Source organism: Paraburkholderia sp., assembly GCF_028283785.1.
Lineage (GTDB): Bacteria > Pseudomonadota > Gammaproteobacteria > Burkholderiales > Burkholderiaceae > Paraburkholderia.
Map to the genome: position 1 here is coordinate 21072 of NZ_JAPWKB010000001.1, position 17342 is coordinate 38413.

Annotated in this window: 18 protein-coding genes; 14 read left to right on the forward strand and 4 right to left on the reverse strand. The window is 64.8% G+C overall.

Going from position 1 to position 17342, the window contains the following annotated elements; all coding sequences use genetic code 11:
• Positions 1 to 39: 39 nt before the first annotated feature.
• Together PW947_RS00115 and PW947_RS00120 are read right to left on the reverse strand one after the other, a co-directional pair.
• The gene (locus tag PW947_RS00115) at positions 40 to 909 is read right to left on the reverse strand and encodes a type III pantothenate kinase (protein ID WP_299628462.1); all 870 of its coding nucleotides are present in this window, start codon (positions 907 to 909) and stop codon (positions 40 to 42) included.
• Positions 906 to 1880, reverse strand: a complete 975-nt coding sequence (locus PW947_RS00120) for a biotin--[acetyl-CoA-carboxylase] ligase (RefSeq protein WP_299628464.1) — start codon at positions 1878 to 1880, stop codon at positions 906 to 908. The genes PW947_RS00115 and PW947_RS00120 overlap by 4 nt, the downstream gene beginning before the upstream one ends.
• Positions 1881 to 2021: 141 nt before the next feature.
• On the opposite strand from PW947_RS00120, the gene PW947_RS00125 reads away from it, so the two are divergent.
• From PW947_RS00125 to PW947_RS00170, 10 genes are all read left to right on the forward strand, one after another.
• Positions 2022 to 3182, forward strand: coding sequence for an ABC transporter permease (locus tag PW947_RS00125; protein ID WP_299628466.1), 1161 nt, complete (start codon positions 2022 to 2024; stop codon positions 3180 to 3182).
• On the forward strand, positions 3179 to 4057 hold the full coding sequence (locus tag PW947_RS00130; protein WP_299628468.1) for an ATP-binding cassette domain-containing protein: 879 nt from the start codon (positions 3179 to 3181) through the stop codon (positions 4055 to 4057). Before PW947_RS00125 ends, PW947_RS00130 begins: the two co-directional genes overlap by 4 nt.
• A 16-nt stretch (positions 4058 to 4073) precedes the next feature.
• Positions 4074 to 5036: an MlaD family protein gene (locus PW947_RS00135; protein WP_299628470.1), complete on the forward strand. Its 963-nt coding sequence runs from the start codon at positions 4074 to 4076 to the stop codon at positions 5034 to 5036.
• A 17-nt stretch (positions 5037 to 5053) separates the two neighbouring features.
• On the forward strand, positions 5054 to 5725 hold the full coding sequence (locus PW947_RS00140) for an ABC-type transport auxiliary lipoprotein family protein (RefSeq protein ID WP_299628472.1): 672 nt from the start codon (positions 5054 to 5056) through the stop codon (positions 5723 to 5725).
• A gap of 91 nt (positions 5726 to 5816) precedes the next feature.
• Complete coding sequence (locus PW947_RS00145; protein WP_299628474.1) at positions 5817 to 6974, forward strand: VanZ family protein; 1158 nt, start codon at positions 5817 to 5819, stop codon at positions 6972 to 6974.
• Between the two features lie 196 nt (positions 6975 to 7170).
• Entirely contained in the window at positions 7171 to 7494 is a 324-nt protein-coding gene (locus PW947_RS00150; RefSeq protein ID WP_299628476.1) for a (2Fe-2S) ferredoxin domain-containing protein, read from the forward strand.
• Between the two features lie 55 nt (positions 7495 to 7549).
• Positions 7550 to 8194, forward strand: a complete 645-nt coding sequence (locus tag PW947_RS00155) for an alpha/beta hydrolase (RefSeq protein ID WP_299628478.1) — start codon at positions 7550 to 7552, stop codon at positions 8192 to 8194.
• A 273-nt stretch (positions 8195 to 8467) separates the two neighbouring features.
• Positions 8468 to 9697 carry a D-alanyl-D-alanine carboxypeptidase family protein gene (locus PW947_RS00160; protein WP_299628480.1) on the forward strand — a complete coding sequence of 410 codons (1230 nt, stop codon included), beginning with the start codon at positions 8468 to 8470 and terminating at the stop codon, positions 9695 to 9697.
• A gap of 11 nt (positions 9698 to 9708) precedes the next feature.
• On the forward strand, positions 9709 to 10653 hold the full coding sequence (locus PW947_RS00165) for a D-amino acid aminotransferase (RefSeq protein ID WP_299628482.1): 945 nt from the start codon (positions 9709 to 9711) through the stop codon (positions 10651 to 10653).
• Positions 10654 to 10707: 54 nt separating this feature from the next.
• The gene (locus PW947_RS00170) at positions 10708 to 10977 is read left to right on the forward strand and encodes a DUF493 family protein (protein WP_299628484.1); all 270 of its coding nucleotides are present in this window, start codon (positions 10708 to 10710) and stop codon (positions 10975 to 10977) included.
• A gap of 57 nt (positions 10978 to 11034) precedes the next feature.
• Here PW947_RS00170 and PW947_RS00175 read toward each other — a convergent pair whose 3' ends face one another.
• On the reverse strand, positions 11035 to 12000 hold the full coding sequence (locus PW947_RS00175; protein ID WP_299628486.1) for a transcriptional regulator GcvA: 966 nt from the start codon (positions 11998 to 12000) through the stop codon (positions 11035 to 11037).
• A 98-nt stretch (positions 12001 to 12098) separates the two neighbouring features.
• Between PW947_RS00175 and PW947_RS00180 the strand changes: the two genes are divergently transcribed.
• The 4 genes from PW947_RS00180 (at position 12099) to PW947_RS00195 (ending at position 16232) form a co-directional block, all read left to right on the forward strand.
• Positions 12099 to 12425 carry a DUF2917 domain-containing protein gene (locus tag PW947_RS00180; protein ID WP_299628488.1) on the forward strand — a complete coding sequence of 109 codons (327 nt, stop codon included), beginning with the start codon at positions 12099 to 12101 and terminating at the stop codon, positions 12423 to 12425.
• A gap of 100 nt (positions 12426 to 12525) precedes the next feature.
• Positions 12526 to 13293: a lipoyl(octanoyl) transferase LipB gene (lipB, locus tag PW947_RS00185; RefSeq protein WP_299628490.1), complete on the forward strand. Its 768-nt coding sequence runs from the start codon at positions 12526 to 12528 to the stop codon at positions 13291 to 13293.
• Positions 13294 to 13306: 13 nt separating this feature from the next.
• Positions 13307 to 14338, forward strand: a complete 1032-nt coding sequence (gene lipA / locus PW947_RS00190; RefSeq protein WP_299628492.1) for a lipoyl synthase — start codon at positions 13307 to 13309, stop codon at positions 14336 to 14338.
• Between the two features lie 226 nt (positions 14339 to 14564).
• Complete coding sequence (locus PW947_RS00195) at positions 14565 to 16232, forward strand: Na/Pi cotransporter family protein (RefSeq protein WP_299628494.1); 1668 nt, start codon at positions 14565 to 14567, stop codon at positions 16230 to 16232.
• A 33-nt stretch (positions 16233 to 16265) separates the two neighbouring features.
• On the opposite strand, the gene PW947_RS00200 is transcribed toward PW947_RS00195, so the two are convergent.
• Positions 16266 to 17036, reverse strand: coding sequence for a DeoR/GlpR family DNA-binding transcription regulator (locus tag PW947_RS00200; RefSeq protein ID WP_299628496.1), 771 nt, complete (start codon positions 17034 to 17036; stop codon positions 16266 to 16268).
• Between the last annotated feature and the right edge of the window lie 306 nt (positions 17037 to 17342).

Below are 17342 nucleotides of genomic sequence, written 5' to 3' on the forward strand. Positions count from 1 at the left end.
AAATCTCCGTTGAAGGGTAGGGCCGCGACATCGTCCCGGTCACGCGTGACGCACGGCAAAGCTTTCGGCTGCGATCAGCGCCAGCCCGGACAATACCAGCGAGTCGTGCCGCGTATGCGGCACATTGAGGGCGGCCGTCACTTCGTCGGCGGCACCGCCGCTGACGATCAACCGCACCGGCATCCGCCATTCGTCCTGCAGGTCATGCCACATCCGTTCGATCAGTCCGGCCTGCGCCAGCGCGCATCCGGCCGAGAGCGAGCGCGGGGTATCGGTGGCGAAAAACGGGCCGCGTCGCGTGACGGCGTTGGCTTCGCCCGCTTCATCGCCTTTCCCGATGCTTGCGCCTGTCGCCAGCAAACCCCGCGCGGACGACGCGTCGAGCGTCGGCAATTGTGCGGTGTGCTCGCCGAGCGAACGCATCATCAGCGTCCAGCCCGGCGCGATCAAACCACCGACGAACGTGCCGTCCGCGCGCAATGCTTCGAGCGTGGTGGCCGTACCGAAGGTCGCGATCAGCAGCGGTTCGTCCGGAAACGCGGCGTGCGCGCCGATCATGCCCGCCCATCGGTCGCTGCCGAGTGCCGACGGCGTCGTGTAGCGATTGGTGACGCCGCCTTGCTTCGCGGATGCGCGGATCGTCGTGCGCGGCACGTCGCGAAAACGCGCGTCGAGCAATACGTCGATGCGCGCAGCGACCGCCTGACCGGCAACGTTCGAGATCCACACGCCACGCGGCGTGGGCAATTCGGGCCATTCGGACGGCATCGCGAACGCCGCGTCCTGCGCCGGCGATGCGTCGCGATGCGCAAATACGCCGCTCGCGAGCCGCGTGCCGTCGGGCTGCGCCATCGCCCATTTGACGCGGCTGTTGCCCGCGTCGATCAGCAGAAACGGCGCGTCGCTCATTGCGGCGTATCCGCGAGACGCAACGACACGTCGCCGGTCGAAATGGACTGACGGCCCGATGCCGTGTCGAGCAGCAACTGGCCGGTTTCATCGACGCCCGCAGCTATGCCCCGGGCGATTTCCACGCCCTGTTCGAGCAGCACGACTTCCCGTCCGGCATACGCGTGGCACGCGTTCCAGCGCGGCTGGAACGGCGCGAAACCTTCCGCGCCGAAGCGCAGCAACGCCGGTTCGAGCGCGTTAAGTTCCGCCGCGAGCGTGTGCGTCAGATTGGCGTTGGGCAGCGCGCGCGACAACGCGGTCGGCTGGGTGCCACGTGCCTGGGCGGGCACGTCCTTGTTCAGCGCGCCGACTTTCGCGGCTAGCTGCTCCGCGCCCTTCACGTTGGTGCCGATACCGATCACAACCGCAGTCGCGTCGGCCGTGCTCCATGCCGTTTCGATCAGGATGCCGGCGAGCTTGTCGCCTTCGAGCAGAATGTCGTTCGGCCATTTCAGCGCAATCTGGCCGGGACCGGGCAGATCGACGGCCGGTGCGCCAGGCGTGCCTTGTGCGCCGCCGTTTTCCGCCAGCAACGCGCGCAAGCCATCGACCAGCGCCACGCCGACCGCGAGACTCAACCCCGCCAGACCTTCCAGCGGTCGCGGCAGCACGCACGCAACCGAAAACAGCAGCGCATTGCCCGGCTCCGCGTACCACGGACGACCACGGCGTCCGCGCCCGGCGGTTTGCAGATACGCGACGCGGACGATCGGTCGCGGCAGCGCGTCGGCGGTGCGCGGCAGCGTCTTGACGCGCGCCATCAGGTCGGCGTTGGTCGAGCCGGTTTCCTCGACGATTTCGATCGGCCAGTCGTGCGCGTGCGCGCCGAACAGCGCGACGGCCCGCTCGCGGTCGATGCGCCAGTCGGCGGACGCAGCGCCGTGCGTGGAGGACGGATTGGACGAATCAGCAGGGTTCTTGGCGGTCATGTCTCATATTGTAGCGAGAGGGTTGCGCGGCGGCGCGTGGAAACGCACCTTCGTGGGCGCGAAGTGCGTGCCGCCATGAACCCTTGGGATCGAGACGTTCGCTACAATGGCCGCTGATCCGACAACCGAGTCCCGCGATCCTTGAACTACGACACTCCGCCCGGCCTTGACGTCGCGGCTGGCAGCCAGGGCAAGATCGTCCGGCTTTCCGGCCAGTGGACGGCGCTTGCACTCGCACGCGATCGCTCGCGCGGTCGGGTGATGCCGCGTCTGCATGCATTGATCGACGGTGCGCCCGGTGCCACCGCGAATACCGAAGCGGTCGGCCAGTGGGATCTGTCGCGCATCGAACGGATGGACCACGTCGGCGGACAGGCGCTGTGGCGCGTCTGGGGCCGCAAGATGCCGTCGTGCATGATCGATCTGACCGCAACCCAGCGCGATATCTTCGAGCGCATCGCGTTGCTCGACAGCATGCGCGAGCCCGCCGAACCGGTGGTCCGCTACGATCCGTTCACGCGCCTCGGCCTCGCGATCTTCTCGTTCTTCGAGCATATGTACGGCGGGATCGGCATGCTCGGGCGCGTGGTGCTCGACTGCTTCGCGATCGTCCGCAAGCCGAAGATCGCGCCGTGGACCGAAATCTCCGCGAACATCTACAACGCGGGCACCAAGGCATTGCCGATCACCGCGCTGGTCGCGTTTCTGATCGGCATCGTGCTGAGTTATCTGTCCGCGCAGCAGTTGCGGATATTCGGCGCCAACCAGTTCATCGTGAATATTCTCGGGCTGTCGGTGATTCGTGAACTCGGGCCGGTGCTGTCGGCGATTCTGGTCGCGGGCCGCTCGGGTTCCGCGATCACCGCGCAGATCGGCGTGATGCGCGTCACCGAAGAACTCGACGCGATGCGCGTGATGGGCATCCCGCACGGCTTGCGGCTGATCCTGCCGCGCGTCGTCGCGCTCGGCATCGCGATGCCGCTGCTGGTGATGTGGACCAACATCATCGCGCTGACCGGCGGCGCACTGGCCGCGAAGGTCGTGCTCGGCATCGACATGAGCTATTTCGCGCGTTCGCTGCCGGGCGTCGTGCCGGTCGCGAATCTGTGGATCGGACTCGGCAAGGGCGTGGCGTTCGGCATGCTGATCGCGATCGTCGGCTGCCATTTCGGCTTTCGGATCAAGGCGAATTCGAAGAGCCTGGGCGAAGGCACTACCACCTCCGTGGTCACGTCGATCACCATCGTGATCCTCGCCGACGCGGTGTTTGCGATCCTGTTCCAGAACGTGGGGCTCGGATGACCGCGCCGCTGACCCGTTCCGTGCGCGGCCAGCCCGCGCCCGAGATTGCCGAGCCGGTGATCGAAGTCCGCGATCTGACCAAGCGCTACGGTCGCAACATCATCCATCAGCATCTGAATTTCGATGTGCGGCGCGGCGAGATCGTGTCGCTGGTCGGCGGGTCGGGCTCCGGCAAGACCACGCTGGTGCGGCAGATTCTCAATCTCGAATCGCCCACGTCGGGCACCGTCAAGGTGTTCGGCCAGGATCAGGCCACCATCGACCCGGACGCGGCGCGGCTGATGCGCAGCCGGGTCGGGATGCTGTTCCAGCAGGGCGCGCTGTTTTCGTCGCTGTCGGTGTTCGACAACATCGCGCAACCGTTGCGCGAACTCGGCAAGGTGCCGCCCGATCTGCTGCGCGACATCGTGATGCTGAAGCTGGAGATGGTCGGCTTGCCATGCAAGCACGCGTCGAAAATGCCGGCGGCGCTGTCGGGCGGGATGGTCAAGCGTGTCGGCATTGCCCGCGCGATCGCGCTCGAACCGGAACTGCTGTTCCTCGACGAACCGACCGCCGGACTCGATCCGAAAGCCTCCGACGAGTTCGTCGAACTGATCGGCACGCTGCATCGGGCGCTCGGGTTGACTGTCGTGATGGTCACGCACGATCTCGACACGATGGTCGCGCTGTCCACGCGGGTCGCGGTGCTGGCCGATCGCAAAGTGCTGGTGGCCGCGCCGGTCGAAGAAGCGGCGGGCGTCGATCATCCGTTCATCCGCGAATATTTCCTCGGACTGCGCGGGCGCCGCGCGTTGCAGGCGCTGCCGCCGGAGCGCCGCGCGAAGCTGCCCGCCGCGGCACTCGAACCCGCGTCGTCCGAATTGCCGCTGTGAACCACGGAACCTGACAATGGAAAACAAATCACACGCCTTCTGGGCTGGGCTTTTCACGGTGGCGCTGCTGGCGGCCGTCGCGGCGGCGGCGTTCCTGTTCAACGTGGATCGCGCCGTGCGGGTGCCGTACGACCTGATCGCGCGCACCAACGTGACCGGTCTGTACGCCGACGCGGCGGTCCGGTATCGCGGGCTCGACGTGGGCAAGGTGCAGAGCATCAAGTTCGATCCCGCCAATCCGGGACAGATCCTGATCCGGATTCTGGTCGACACACATACGCCGATCACCCGTTCGACCTATGGTAGCCTCGGCTTCCAGGGCGTCACCGGCATTGCTTTCATTCAGCTTGACGACACGGGCCGCGATACGTCGCCGCTGGCGTCGTCGGACAAGCAGATTGCTCAGTTGCCGATGCATCCGGGCCTGCTCGATCAGTTGCAAAAGCGCGGTGACGTGCTGCTGCGCAAGCTCGAAATGGTCGCGGACGACGTCGATAAACTGCTGTCGCCCGAAATGCGTACGCAGTTGCTCGGCACGGCGGCCAGCCTGCAACACGCCGCCGACGGCGTCACGACGCTGACGCAGCAGGTCGCGCCCGTGGCAGGCAAGCTGCCCGCCACGCTCGATCAACTGGACCGGACGCTCGCGTCCACCAATACGCTGATCACCACGCTGAACAAGCCCGATGGGCCGTTCGAAACCAATCTGAACAAGGTCGGCACGGCTGCGGCCCAGGCCGGCGACGCGCTGACATCGATGGATTCGTCGTTGCAGGATCTGTCGGCGCAAGTCGGCTACGAAACCTTGCCGCGCGTCAATTCGCTGGCCGACGACGTCCGCTCGGCGGCGCGCTCGGTCGATCGCGCCGCCGACACCTTCAGCTCCAGTCCGCGCAGCGTGCTGTTCGGCGCACCGCCCGCCGCGCCCGGCCCCGGCGAGCGCGGCTTCGTGTGGCCTGCGGCTCGCGCGGCACAATGATTCAAGAGGAAATAGTCATGTCTGATTCGATTCACTCCACGTTCGTCCGACGCCGATCCGCGCGCTTCAACCCGTTCGCGTCGTTCGGCGCATCGTTCGGCGCGGCGCTGCTGGCGTTCGGCGCGCTGCTCGCGCTCGGCGGCTGCGCGGGCACGCCGTCGGCGATCGCCGATATCCGCTACGACTTCGGACCGCCGAATCCGCCGGCGTCGGCGGGCACGATGCCGGCCGTCAAGGTGGTGGACGTCGGTGCGCCGGACGTCCTCAATAGCGACAAGCTGATCTATCGCCTCGGCTACGCGGACGCGCAGCAAACCGCGTCGTACGCGAACAGCCACTGGACGATGGCGCCGTCGCAATTGCTGACGCAGCGTCTGCGCACCGCGTTGTCGTCGCGCGGCACCGTGCTGACCGGCGCGGACAGTGTGCCCGCGCCGATGCTGAAGGTCGATCTGTCCGAGTTCGAGCAGGTTTTCGACAGTTCCAGCGAAAGCCATGCGGCCGTCACCGCCCGCGCGACGCTGTTCCAGGGCGGCAAGGTGCTGGGTCAGCGCACCTTCGTCGCGCGCGCGCCCGCGCAGACGCCGGACGCGGCGGGCGGCGCGCAGGCGCTCGCCGCCGCCAGCGACGACCTGATCGCGCAGATCGGCGCATGGCTCGGCGTGCAGGCGCTGGTCGCCGCGCAATAATGACCGTCAGGGCCGGGCCGCGCGCCGTTCGATGCGGCGTCACCCGGCCGTCACCCATCTTCCGTCTCACCAACCCGCACCGACGCCCCGCATGAACGTCAAGACGTGGCAGCGCCAACCGTCCGCGCTCGCGAGACAGGCGCTGGCGCTTTACACCGCGCTGATCGTCTACGGCTCGTGGTATCCGTTCGTCGGCTGGCGCTCGCTCGGCATTGGTCCGTTCGCGTTTCTCAACGATCCCATTCCGCAATATCTGACGGCGTTCGATGTCGTCACCAACGTGCTCGGCTATATGCCGTTCGGCGCGCTGCTGGTGCTCGCCGTCTATCCACGCTGGCGCGGCACGCTCGCGGTGCTGTTTGCGGTCGTGCTCGGCGGTCTGCTGTCGGGCGCGATGGAATCGGTGCAGACCTATTTGCCGACCCGCGTCGCATCGAATCTCGATCTCGCCGCGAACACGCTGGGCGCCTTGTTCGGCGCGGCCGCGATGGCGCCCGCCACCGGCGCGCTGCTCGATCGCGGCTTGCTGCGTCGCTTGCGGATGCTGTGGTTCGAGCGCGATAGCGCGGCGCTCGTGTGTCTGGCCGTGTTGTGGCCGTTCGCGACGATGTTTCCCGCGCCGCGTCTGTTCGGCGTCGGCGCGTGGCCGCACGCGCTGTGGTTGCGGTTCGACACCACCATGCAGGATGCGCTGCTCGCGTGGACGCCGGTTGCGTGGGATGTCGAAAGCTGGCCGGATCTCGTCAGCGACTGGCTGCCCGACGACGCGTGGGAGGCGCTGATCGCCACCTTCGACCTGTTCGGCGCGATCGCGCTCGCGTCGTTGCCGATTCGCGCCCAGGCGCCGCGCGTGCGTCTGGTGCTGGCGTTCGTCGTGGTGACGCTCGGCGTCAAGGTGGGCGCAACCTTTCTGCAATCGCAATCCGGGCTTGCGTTCGACTGGGCGACGCCGGGCGGCCTGATCGGCCTCGTATGCGGGACGGCGGCGGGGCTGGCCTCGCTGCGTCTGTCGCGGCGCTGGCGCATGACGTGCGCGGCGATCGCGCTGATCCTCGCGCTGGTCAGCGTCAATCTGTTGCCGGTGAATCCGTATTTCGACGTGGTGCTGGCCGACTGGCGGCAAGGCCGGTATCTGCATTTCAACGGACTCGCGCGCTGGCTGGCGTGGATGTGGCCGTACGCGGCGCTGATCCTGATCGCGCTGACAGTGGAACGCGCGTGGCTCAAGCGACGCCGCGAACGCAGGTAGCGGCCGCAACCGGCAGTAGGGGCGGGCCCGTTTCTGGCTGGCAGATCGAGCGGCGACGACCGGCGGCGCGATGCCGCGCTCGCTATAATCGTCGCAAAATCGAAGACAGCTTCCGCCTTGGGCCGAACGCCGTCCCCACGCGCGCCGTGTTGCTTTCAGCGCGCATTTATCCTTTCAGTCTCGTTCCCCGGACATCATGGATTCCTTCTACAAACACCACGTCTTTTTCTGCCTGAACCAGCGCGAACCCGGCGCGGAACGTCCGAGTTGCGCGAACTGCAACGCGCAGGACATGCAGGAATACGCGAAGAAGCGCGTGAAGAAACTCGGCCTCGCCGGTCCCGGCCAGGTGCGGATCAACAAGGCCGGCTGTCTCGACCGTTGCGAGGAAGGTCCGGTGCTGGTGGTCTACCCGGAAGGGGTCTGGTACACCTACATCGACGAATCCGACATCGACGAGATCGTCGATTCGCATCTCGCGAACGGCAAGGTGGTCGAGCGCCTTATGATCGACCGTTGATCGGCGGTTCGAGATCGACGGCTTTAGAAAACGAAGCGAAACAGCGAAACGCCAGATGAATGTACACACGAAGAAATATCTGATCGACGGGCCGGTCGGCAAGATCGAAGTCGCGCTCGACCTGCCCGACGACACGCGCGAAACCGGCACGCCGCCGCGCGGCATCGCGCTGGTCGCGCATCCTCATCCGCTGTTCGGCGGCACGATGGACAACAAGGTCGCGCAGACGCTCGCGCGCACGCTGGTTCAGTTGAACTACGTGGTGTTCCGTTCGAATTTTCGCGGTGTCGGCGAAACGCAAGGTGAGCACGACAACGGCATCGCCGAACGCGACGATCTGCTCGCCGTGCTCGCCCACATGCGTGCGCAGGACGGTTACGCCGGATTGCCGCTGGTGCTCGCGGGCTTTTCGTTCGGCACGTTCGTGTTGTCGCACGTCGCGGCGACGCTGCGCGAACGCGGCGAGGAGATCGAACGGATGGTGTTCGTCGGCACGGCGGCAAGCCGCTGGGAAGTCGCGCCGGTGCCGGAAAGCACGCTCGTGATCCACGGCGAAACCGATGAGACGGTTCCCATTCAATCGGTTTACGACTGGGCGCGACCGCAGGAATTGCCGGTGGTCGTGATTCCCGGCGCCGAGCATTTTCTGCATCGCAAGCTGCATGTGCTGAAGCGGATCATCGTCGATGCATGGCGTTAAAACGCCGATTTATCGTTTGCGCGCCGGACGGAATAGCAAGATAGCGCGCGTATAATGAGCGCTCTTTTTTGGGGCGCAGCGCCGTCCTTCCGGCGGTTCGCACACGCGGCGCCGGGATAGAGCGCGCTGCGCGAACCGTTTCGCGTGGCCGGAAGTCCAACGGGCGCCGCGCAGGCTTTTCCGTTGGATGCGGCGACCCGTTTTCGCCGACCGGCTCCTCCAAACTGCGCGCCCGCGCGGCGCGCACTGCCACTTTCTGCCCGAACCGATCCTATGCGTTTTTCCTCCTCCGGCTTTTCGTCTTCCTCGTCGCTGTCGTCCTTCGTTCCCCATAGCATCAGCCGCGCGGTCGCGCTCGGCCTCGTGCTGCCGGCTACGCTGGTCGCCAGCACCGCGTTCGCGCAGGTGCCGCCGCCCGCCGTCAATGCGCGCTCGTGGGTGCTGGTCGATGCGACCAGCAATCAGGTGCTCGCCTCCGGCAATCCGGACGAACGCGTCGAGCCGGCATCGCTGACCAAGCTGATGACCGCGTACCTCGTTTTCGAGGCGCTGCAGACCAAAAAGATTTCGATGGATCAGACCGTCACACCGAGCGAAGCCGTGCGTCGCGTGAAGACCGACGAATCGCGGATGTTCATCGAAGCGAACAAGCCGGTCACGGTTCACGATCTCGTCTACGGGATGATCATCCAGTCGGGTAACGACGCCGCTATCGCACTGGCCGAACTGGTCGGCGGCAGCGAATCGCAGTTCGTCAACCTGATGAACGCCGAAGCGAAGCGCCTCGCGATGAATCACACGCACTTCGCCGACGTGAACGGGATGCCCGATCCGAACCACTACACGACGGCAGGCGACCTCGCCATTCTGTCGGCGCGTCTGATCCGCGACTTCCCCGATTACTACAACATCTTCTCGGTGAAGGAATTCACGTACAACAAGATCAAGCAGCCGAACCGCAACCGTCTGCTGTGGCTCGATCCGACCGTCGACGGTCTGAAGACCGGCCACACGCAGGCGGCCGGTTACTGCCTGATCGCCAGCGCGAAGCGTTCGCTGCCGGGCGTGCCTGACGCATCGCGCCGTCTGGTGTCGGTGATGATGGGCGAGACCAAGGAACACGACCGCGTGCAGGACAGCATGAAGATGCTGAACTACGGCTACACCGCATACGACACGATGCGTCTGTACAAGGCTGGTGAAGTGATCCAGACGCCGCGCGTGTACAAGGGCGCGGAAGACACGATCAAGCTGGGCGTGAAGACGGATCAGTACATCACGGTGCCGAAGGGTCTCGGCGACAAGGCCAAGCCGCAAGTCGACGTGGCCAGCCCGCTGATCGCGCCGATCGCCGAAGGTCAGCAGGTCGGCAGCGTGAAGCTGGTCGCGGACGGCAAGACGGTCGCGCAATTCCCGGTCGTCGCGTTGCAGGCGGTGCCGCAGGCGGGCGTGGTGGGTCGCGTGTGGGATTCGCTGATGCTGATGTTCAACAAGAAGAAGTAAGCACGACGCCGATGACAGCTTCAAACGCAGTGGTCGATGTGTCGCCGGATCCGGTGGTCTATCTGAACGGCGAGATGGTGCCGTTGTCCGAAGCGCGCATTCCGGTGCTGGATCGCGGCTTTATCTTCGGTGACGGCATTTACGAAGTCGTGCCGCTGTACGCACCGGCCGACGGCGACGCCGGACGCGCGCCGTTTCGTCTGACGCAGCATTTCGCGCGGCTGGCGCGGTCGCTGGACAAGATTCGCATCGCGAATCCGTTCGACGACGCCGGCTGGCGCGAACTGGTCGAACGCGTCCTGGCGGCCAACGAGGCGCAGGAAGGCGGCGCGCTCGCACCCGGTCAGCACGCGATCGCCTATATTCAGGTGACGCGCGGCGTTGCAAAGCGCACGCACACGTTCCCGGCGGGCGCGGTCGCGCCGACGGTATTCGTGATGATTTCGCCGCTGGCCCTGCCGAACGACACGCAACGCGCAAACGGCGTGCGGTGCGTGACGGCGGAAGACAAACGCTGGCTGCACTGCGATATCAAGTCGGTGTCGTTGCTGGGCAACGTGCTGATGGCGCAACATGCGGCGGAAAACGGCGCACTGGAAACGATCCAGCTGCGTGACGGCATGTTGACCGAGGGATCGTCGTCGAACGTGTGGATCGTCAAGGACGGCGTGTTGTTTGCGCCGCCGCGCAGCAACAGGATTCTCGAAGGCATCCGTTACGGACTGATCGAGGAACTGACGCAAGCGATCGGGATTCGCTTCGAAGCACGCGAGATCACCGAAGCCGAACTGCGCGACGCCGACGAAATCATCATCAGTTCGGCGACCAAGGAAGTGCTGCCGGTCACGACGCTCGATCATGCGCCGGTCGGCAGCGGCAAGCCGGGCGCGGTGTTTGCGGCGCTATACGGCGCGTACCAGCAGGCGAAAGCCGTCGAAACCTGTGGCGTGGCATGAGCCTGCGCACGTCGGCGGCGAACACGTTGGGCAGTAAGCAGCAAGGAGCAAGAGATGACTAAAGAAATCGATGACCTGTTTGATTTTCCGTGTGACTTTCCGATCAAGGTGATGGGCAAGTCGCATCCCGAGTTCACGGAGTCGATCGTGACGGTGATCCGCGAGTTCGACGGCGAATTCGACGCCGCGCGCATCGAAACGCGTCCGTCGAGCGGCGGCAACTACACCGGTTTGACCGTGACGGTGCGGGCGCAAAACCGCGCGCATCTGGACGATATCTATCGGGCGCTTACCGGGCATCCGATGGTCAAGGTGGTGATGTAACGCCCAATCGGCCAGGTTAGGCCAGGCCGGGGCGGCGGAACACCGCCGCCCCGGTTTTCAAAGCGGCACGTGCAACGCGTTCGCCGCGTCCGGAGATTTGCCCGGACCTTCCGCGCAAGCCTGCTCGAACAGCAGCCTGAAGCGCGCGACCTCATCGAATACCCAATCCCGGAACGCCTTGACCCGCTCGGTCTGCATCATCCTCGGCGGGCACAGGAAGTAATACTGCCAGGGACTGGGGCCGTCGATATCGAAAAGCCGCACCAACCGGCCCGCCGCCACTTCGTGCATCGCAAGCGACCGGCGCACCAGCGCGACACCCTGACCGTCGAGCGCGGCTTGCAGCAGATTCGACGAATCCTGATACAGCACGCCGCGTTTGGGTTCGGGCCACGTGGTCAGACCGGCCGCGTCGAACCACGGGCGCCAGAGTTCGTCGTCGGAGCGCAACAGCGTGACGTTGGCGAGATCGGCAGGGGTTTTCGGCAGATCGCCGCCGCGAAAATTGGGCGAACAGGCGGGGAAAAACACCTCATCGAGCAGCAATTCCGCGTGCAGACCGGGGTAGTGGCCGAATCCGAAGCGGATCACGGCGTCCACGTCGTCGCGGGCGAAATCGGTCAGCACGTTGGTGGACAGCAGTTCGAGGTCCCATTGCGGATGCGCCTCGATAAACCGGCCGACGCGCGGCGTCACCCAGCGCGCGGCGAACGACGTGAGCATGGACACGACCAGCCGCCGGTCGCGGTCGCCGGCGCGAATTTCGCGCGTGGCGTCGGCGAGCGACATCAGCGCGGCGCGAACCTGCGACGCGTAGCGGCGTCCGGCGTCGGTCAGCCGGACCCGCTTGCCGTCCCGGGCGAACAGCGTGACCGCCAGTTCCGCTTCGAGCGCGCGAATCTGGTGACTGACCGCGCCATGCGTGACGAAAAGTTCGTCGGCCGCGCGCGAAAAGCTCTCGTGGCGGGCGGCTGCCTCGAACGCCTTGATGGCGTTGAGCGCGGGAAGCTGTCGCAGGTCCATCGTAGTTTTTCTCACATAGCGGTGAAAATTGATCGTTTGGCGCAATGCCTTGCCAGACCTACGATTGTAGTCACCAAACGACTCCTGGCGAGGGCATCATGCAAGAAATTTCCTCTAGTATCACGTTCGAAATCCGTGCTGGCGAAACCGTTCCGATGCGGGTCACGCGCAGCACCCGGCTCGCCGTTCACGGCAGTGCGGTGTGGGTCACGCGCAGCGACGACGTCGAAGATTACTGGCTGGCGCCGGGTCATACGCTGCGGCTGCGTCGCGGCGAACGCCTGTGGCTGAGCGCCGAAGGCGGAACGGCGGCGCGGCTCGCCTTTTCGGTCCCGGCGCGGGTCGAGCAACGCGCGTTCGACTGGCTGGTGCGTGGCGCGCGGCGGCTTGGCGTGCATATCGGTGACGGCTGGCGGACGGTATAACGGCGGCGGGCGGGACGAGCTACCACAAAATTCAGCACCACCGACTCAAAAAAACCGAAGCGAGGCAAACCGCCGCATATTTGGGTAAACTCTCAGGACCATGAGTACTGCCCCGGTTTCCGTCTCTCCGCCTTTGTCCGCTGAAAACGCGGCCGCGTGCCCCGCAACGCCAGTGCCGATCGCGATCCGTCATCGCGGGGTCGAACAATACGAAACCAGTTTCGACGCGATGCGCGCGTTCACGGATGCCCGCACGTCCGAAACGCCGGACGAAATCTGGCTGGTGGAGCATCCGCCGGTGTTTACGCTCGGACTGGCCGGTGATCCGGCTCATCTGCTCTTGGCGAACAGCGGCATCCCGCTGGTGAAAGTAGACCGGGGCGGCCAGATTACGTATCACGGGCCGGGTCAGGTGGTCGCCTATCTGCTGCTCGACCTTCGACGCCGGAAGCTGATGGTCCGCGAGCTCGTGACGCGCATCGAGCAAGCCGTGATCGAAACCCTCGCAGCGTATAATCTCGCCGGAGAACGCAAGGCCGGCGCGCCGGGCATTTACGTGTCGGAAGTCCAGCCGGCGGCACCGCAGGCGGCGCTCCACGCGGGCGCGAAAATCGGCGCCCTGGGGCTGAAAATCCGCAACGGGTGCAGCTATCACGGCGTCAGCCTGAACGTAAAAATGGATTTGCAGCCGTTTCTCGCGATCAACCCGTGCGGGTACGCGGGGCTCGAAACGGTCGATATGGCGACGCTCGGCGTCGCCGCCGGCTGGGACGACGTAGCCCAAACCTTTGCAGCATGCCTCACCGCCAACATCGACGGCAATCCCGCGGCCGTCGCCCAACCGCAGGCCGGTGCGCTCACCGCCTGACTGGATCGAACGAATGACTGACGTTACCGCGAACCTCGCCGCTTCTTCCGCCCCCGATACGGTTCCCGCCGCCAATGCCGCTGCTGCCGCAACCGCCGGCGCCGCCTACGACGCGACCGCGAAGCAGAAAGCCCAAGCCAAAACGGCGCGTATCCCGATCAAGATCATCCCGATCGAAAAGCTGAAAAAGCCCGACTGGATCCGCGTGAAGGCGGCCACCGGCAACTCGCGTTTCTACGAGATCAAGCAGATTTTGCGTGAGCACAATCTGCACACCGTCTGCGAAGAAGCGAGCTGCCCGAATATCGGCGAATGCTTCGGCAAGGGCACCGCGACGTTCATGATCATGGGCGACAAGTGCACGCGCCGCTGCCCGTTCTGCGACGTCGGTCACGGCCGTCCCGATCCGCTCGATGTGGAAGAACCGGGCAACCTCGCTCGCACCATCGCCGCGTTGCGGTTGAAGTACGTGGTGATCACCAGCGTCGATCGTGACGATCTGCGCGATGGCGGCGCGGCTCACTTCGTCGAATGTATCCGTCAGACGCGCGAGCTGTCGCCGGATACCCGCATCGAAATCCTGACGCCTGACTTCCGTGGCCGCCTCGACCGCGCGATCGGCATTCTGAACGCCGCTCCGCCCGACGTGATGAACCACAATCTCGAAACGGTGCCGCGTCTGTACAAGGAAGCGCGTCCGGGTTCGGACTACATGCACTCGCTGAAGCTGCTGAAAGACTTCAAGGCGCTGCATCCGGAAGTCGCCACCAAGTCGGGCCTGATGGTCGGTCTGGGCGAAACCGAGGAAGAAATCCTGCAAGTGATGCGCGACATGCGCGAGCACAACGTCGACATGCTGACAATCGGCCAGTACCTGCAACCGTCCGAGCATCACCTGCCGGTTCGCTCGTACGTACATCCGGACACGTTCAAGATGTACGAAGAAGAAGCGTACAAGATGGGCTTCACGCACGCGGCAGTCGGCGCGATGGTGCGCTCCAGCTATCACGCGGATCTTCAGGCGCACGGCGCGGGCGTGGTCTAAGCCATCGCGTAGCACCTCGCGTATCGGACAAAGCCCGCACATGTGCGGGCTTTGTCGTTTCTGGCGTCGGCGTATGTGCATGCGCCATCGTCGCGACGTCTCACTTTAAATACACAAAAGTACAACAGCGCAGATATATGCAACACTAATGCAAAGAAGGCCGCGCTATCGAAGTCGGGCAGCGCGGCGCACGCGATGACATAAAGAATACGAAGTGTTGCTGCCTATGTTGATTCTTCTTAACCTGCTCTCCAGCGTCGCATTGCTCGTGTGGGGCTCGCACATCGTGCGTACCGGCATCTTGCGCGTGCTTGGCGCCGATCTGCGCAGCGCCCTCGCGCGCAGCACCAGCAGCCGCTGGCGTGCCTTCGGAGCGGGCGTCGCCGTGACGAGCCTGGTTCAGAGCAGCAACGCAACTGCGGTGATCGTCACGTCGTTCGCGGCTCAAGGTCTATTGCCGCTGACCAGCGGTCTTGCGATCATGCTCGGCGGCGACGTCGGTACGGCGTTGATGGCGCGTGTGCTGACGCTCGATCTCTCGTGGCTGTCGCCGTTGCTGCTGCTGGTCGGCGTGCCACTGTTCCTGTCGCGCAAGCAGACTCGCGTCGGGCAAGCCGGGCGTACGCTGATCGGGCTCGGACTGATCCTGCTCGCGCTGCATCTGATCGTCGAGGCCGTCCAACCCGTGATGCAAGGCGCGGGCGTGCGCGTGATGTTCGGCGCGCTGACCGGCGACACGATGCTCGACGCACTGGTCGGCGCGGCGTTCGCGATGATCTCGTATTCGAGCCTCGCCGCCGTTCTACTGACCGCCACCCTCGCGTCGTCGGGTGTGATCTCGCTGAAGGTGGCGCTGTGTCTCGTGATCGGCGCGAATCTCGGCAGCGGCGTTCTCGCGCTGACCGGCTCGCTTGCGCAGAACGCGGCCGCGCGTCGGCTGGCTGCGGGCAGCCTCGCGTTCAAGCTGGCCGGCGCGTTGCTGATCCTGCCGTTTGCGCCGCTGCTCGCGCGCGGCTTGCCGGTGCTGATCTCGAACCCACGCGAAGCCACCGTCGCTTTCCATCTGATCTACAACCTGTTGCGCTGCTTCGCGTGTCTGTCGCTGATCGATCCGGTCGCGCGTTTCTGCACGCGCTGGATGCCGGATCGTGTCATGCCGGACACCGAACTCCGGCCGCGCCATCTCGACCCCGCCGCGCTATCGACACCCACGCTCGCGCTCGCGAACGGCGCGCGCGAAGTGCTGCGGATCGGCGACATCATCCGCACGATGCTCGACAACGTCGCCGAACTGATTCACCGCAACGACCTGACGAAAGCGCGCGAAACGATCCGCATGGACGACGATGTCGACGAGCTGTATGCAGCGGTGAAGACGTATCTCGCGCGCATTTCGCGTGAGCAGCTCGACGAGGCGGATAGCCGTCGCTGGACCGACATCATTTCGCTGACGATCAACCTCGAACACGCGGGCGACATCATCGAGCGGATCGTCGGGAATATCGAAGAAAAGAAGATTGCGCACCGGCTGTCGTTCTCGGAAGAAGGCCTCGGCGAACTCGACGACTTGCATGCGCGTCTGGTCGGCAACCTGCAGCTCGGCCTGTCCGTGTTCCTGAACAACGACCTGCGTTGCGCGGAGCGTCTGCTCGCGGAGAAAGAGCGGTTTCGCGATCTGGAGCGCGCGTATTCGTATGCGCATCTGGACCGGCTGTCGGGACAAACGCTGCGCAGCGTCGAAACCAGCGCATTGCATCTCGATGTGATCAGCGATATGAAGCGGCTCAATTCGCTGTTCTGCTCGACCGCGTATCCGGTGCTCGATGCGGCGGGCGCGTTGCATGAAACCCGGTTGCGCAAACGCACGCTCGATACGATGCATGTGAAGGAATAAGCGCGGCGTTGAGGTTGGCGCCGATCGCCGCGCTCAGGCCAGCATCACTTTGCCGAGCTTCTTTTTCAGCGTGGCGAAGCCCGCGATTTCCGTCGCCTTGCGATTGGTTATCAGCATATCGATCTTGTCCGGCGCGCAGTACGCCATGCGGCTGCGCTGTCCGACCTTGCTGTAGTCGGCGAGGATCACGACCGAATCCGCGTTCGCGACCATCGCGCGCGCCACTTCCGTTTCCGCGCGGTCGTAATTGGTCGCGCCATGCTGACCATCCACCCCGACGGGCGACAGCAACGCCACGTCCGCGCGGTATCGCTGAATCTCCAGAACCGTCGTGCCGCCGGCGGTAGCCAACACCCGGTCGCTCAGCGTGCCGCCAAGCAGGATCACTTCGTTGCCCGCTTCGGTTTGCGCGACGGCGCGACGCATTTTCAGCGCAACGTCGATGGAGTTGGTGATGACCGTCAGATTCGCGAGCTTCGCCAGTTGCTCGGCGAGCAACGCGGTCGTCGTGCCCGCATCGATAAACAGGGTTTGCCCGCTGGCGATCACGCCGACCGCCGCCTTGACGATCGCCGTCTTCGATTTGACGCGCATATGCGCGCGCTCCGCGATCGGCGCTTCGTCGGCTGCGCGGATTGCGCCGCCGTGGACCCGTCGCAATTCACCGAGCGCTTCGAGATCGAGCAGATCGCGCCGGACCGTTTCGCGCGACACGCCGAGATCCGCCATGATCCGCTCGGTCGACACACGATGCAGCGTCGACAGCAACGCGCGAATTCTCTGGTGACGGTCTTCCTGCCACATGCGGTGTTCCTCGATGAATAGGGTTGTCAGGATGGCGTGCGGACTGCGCTTTTTTGCGCATTTTTGTGTATTTCATCCATGACACAGATTGATGTCCACAACGTGTCAGACGACGATACTTTACCCGTCGCGCGTTGTATTTATTTGGCAGCTTGCAAATTTGGGTATTTGAATTTAGCCTTCGCTCGTAACCGATACGAACATCGAATGTTCGAAATGGAATAGAAAGCTGCGGAATCCGAACACGGCTTTCGACGCGCCCGGACGACCGCACGGCGCTCGTCGAAGCGGATTTACTTTCCTTCG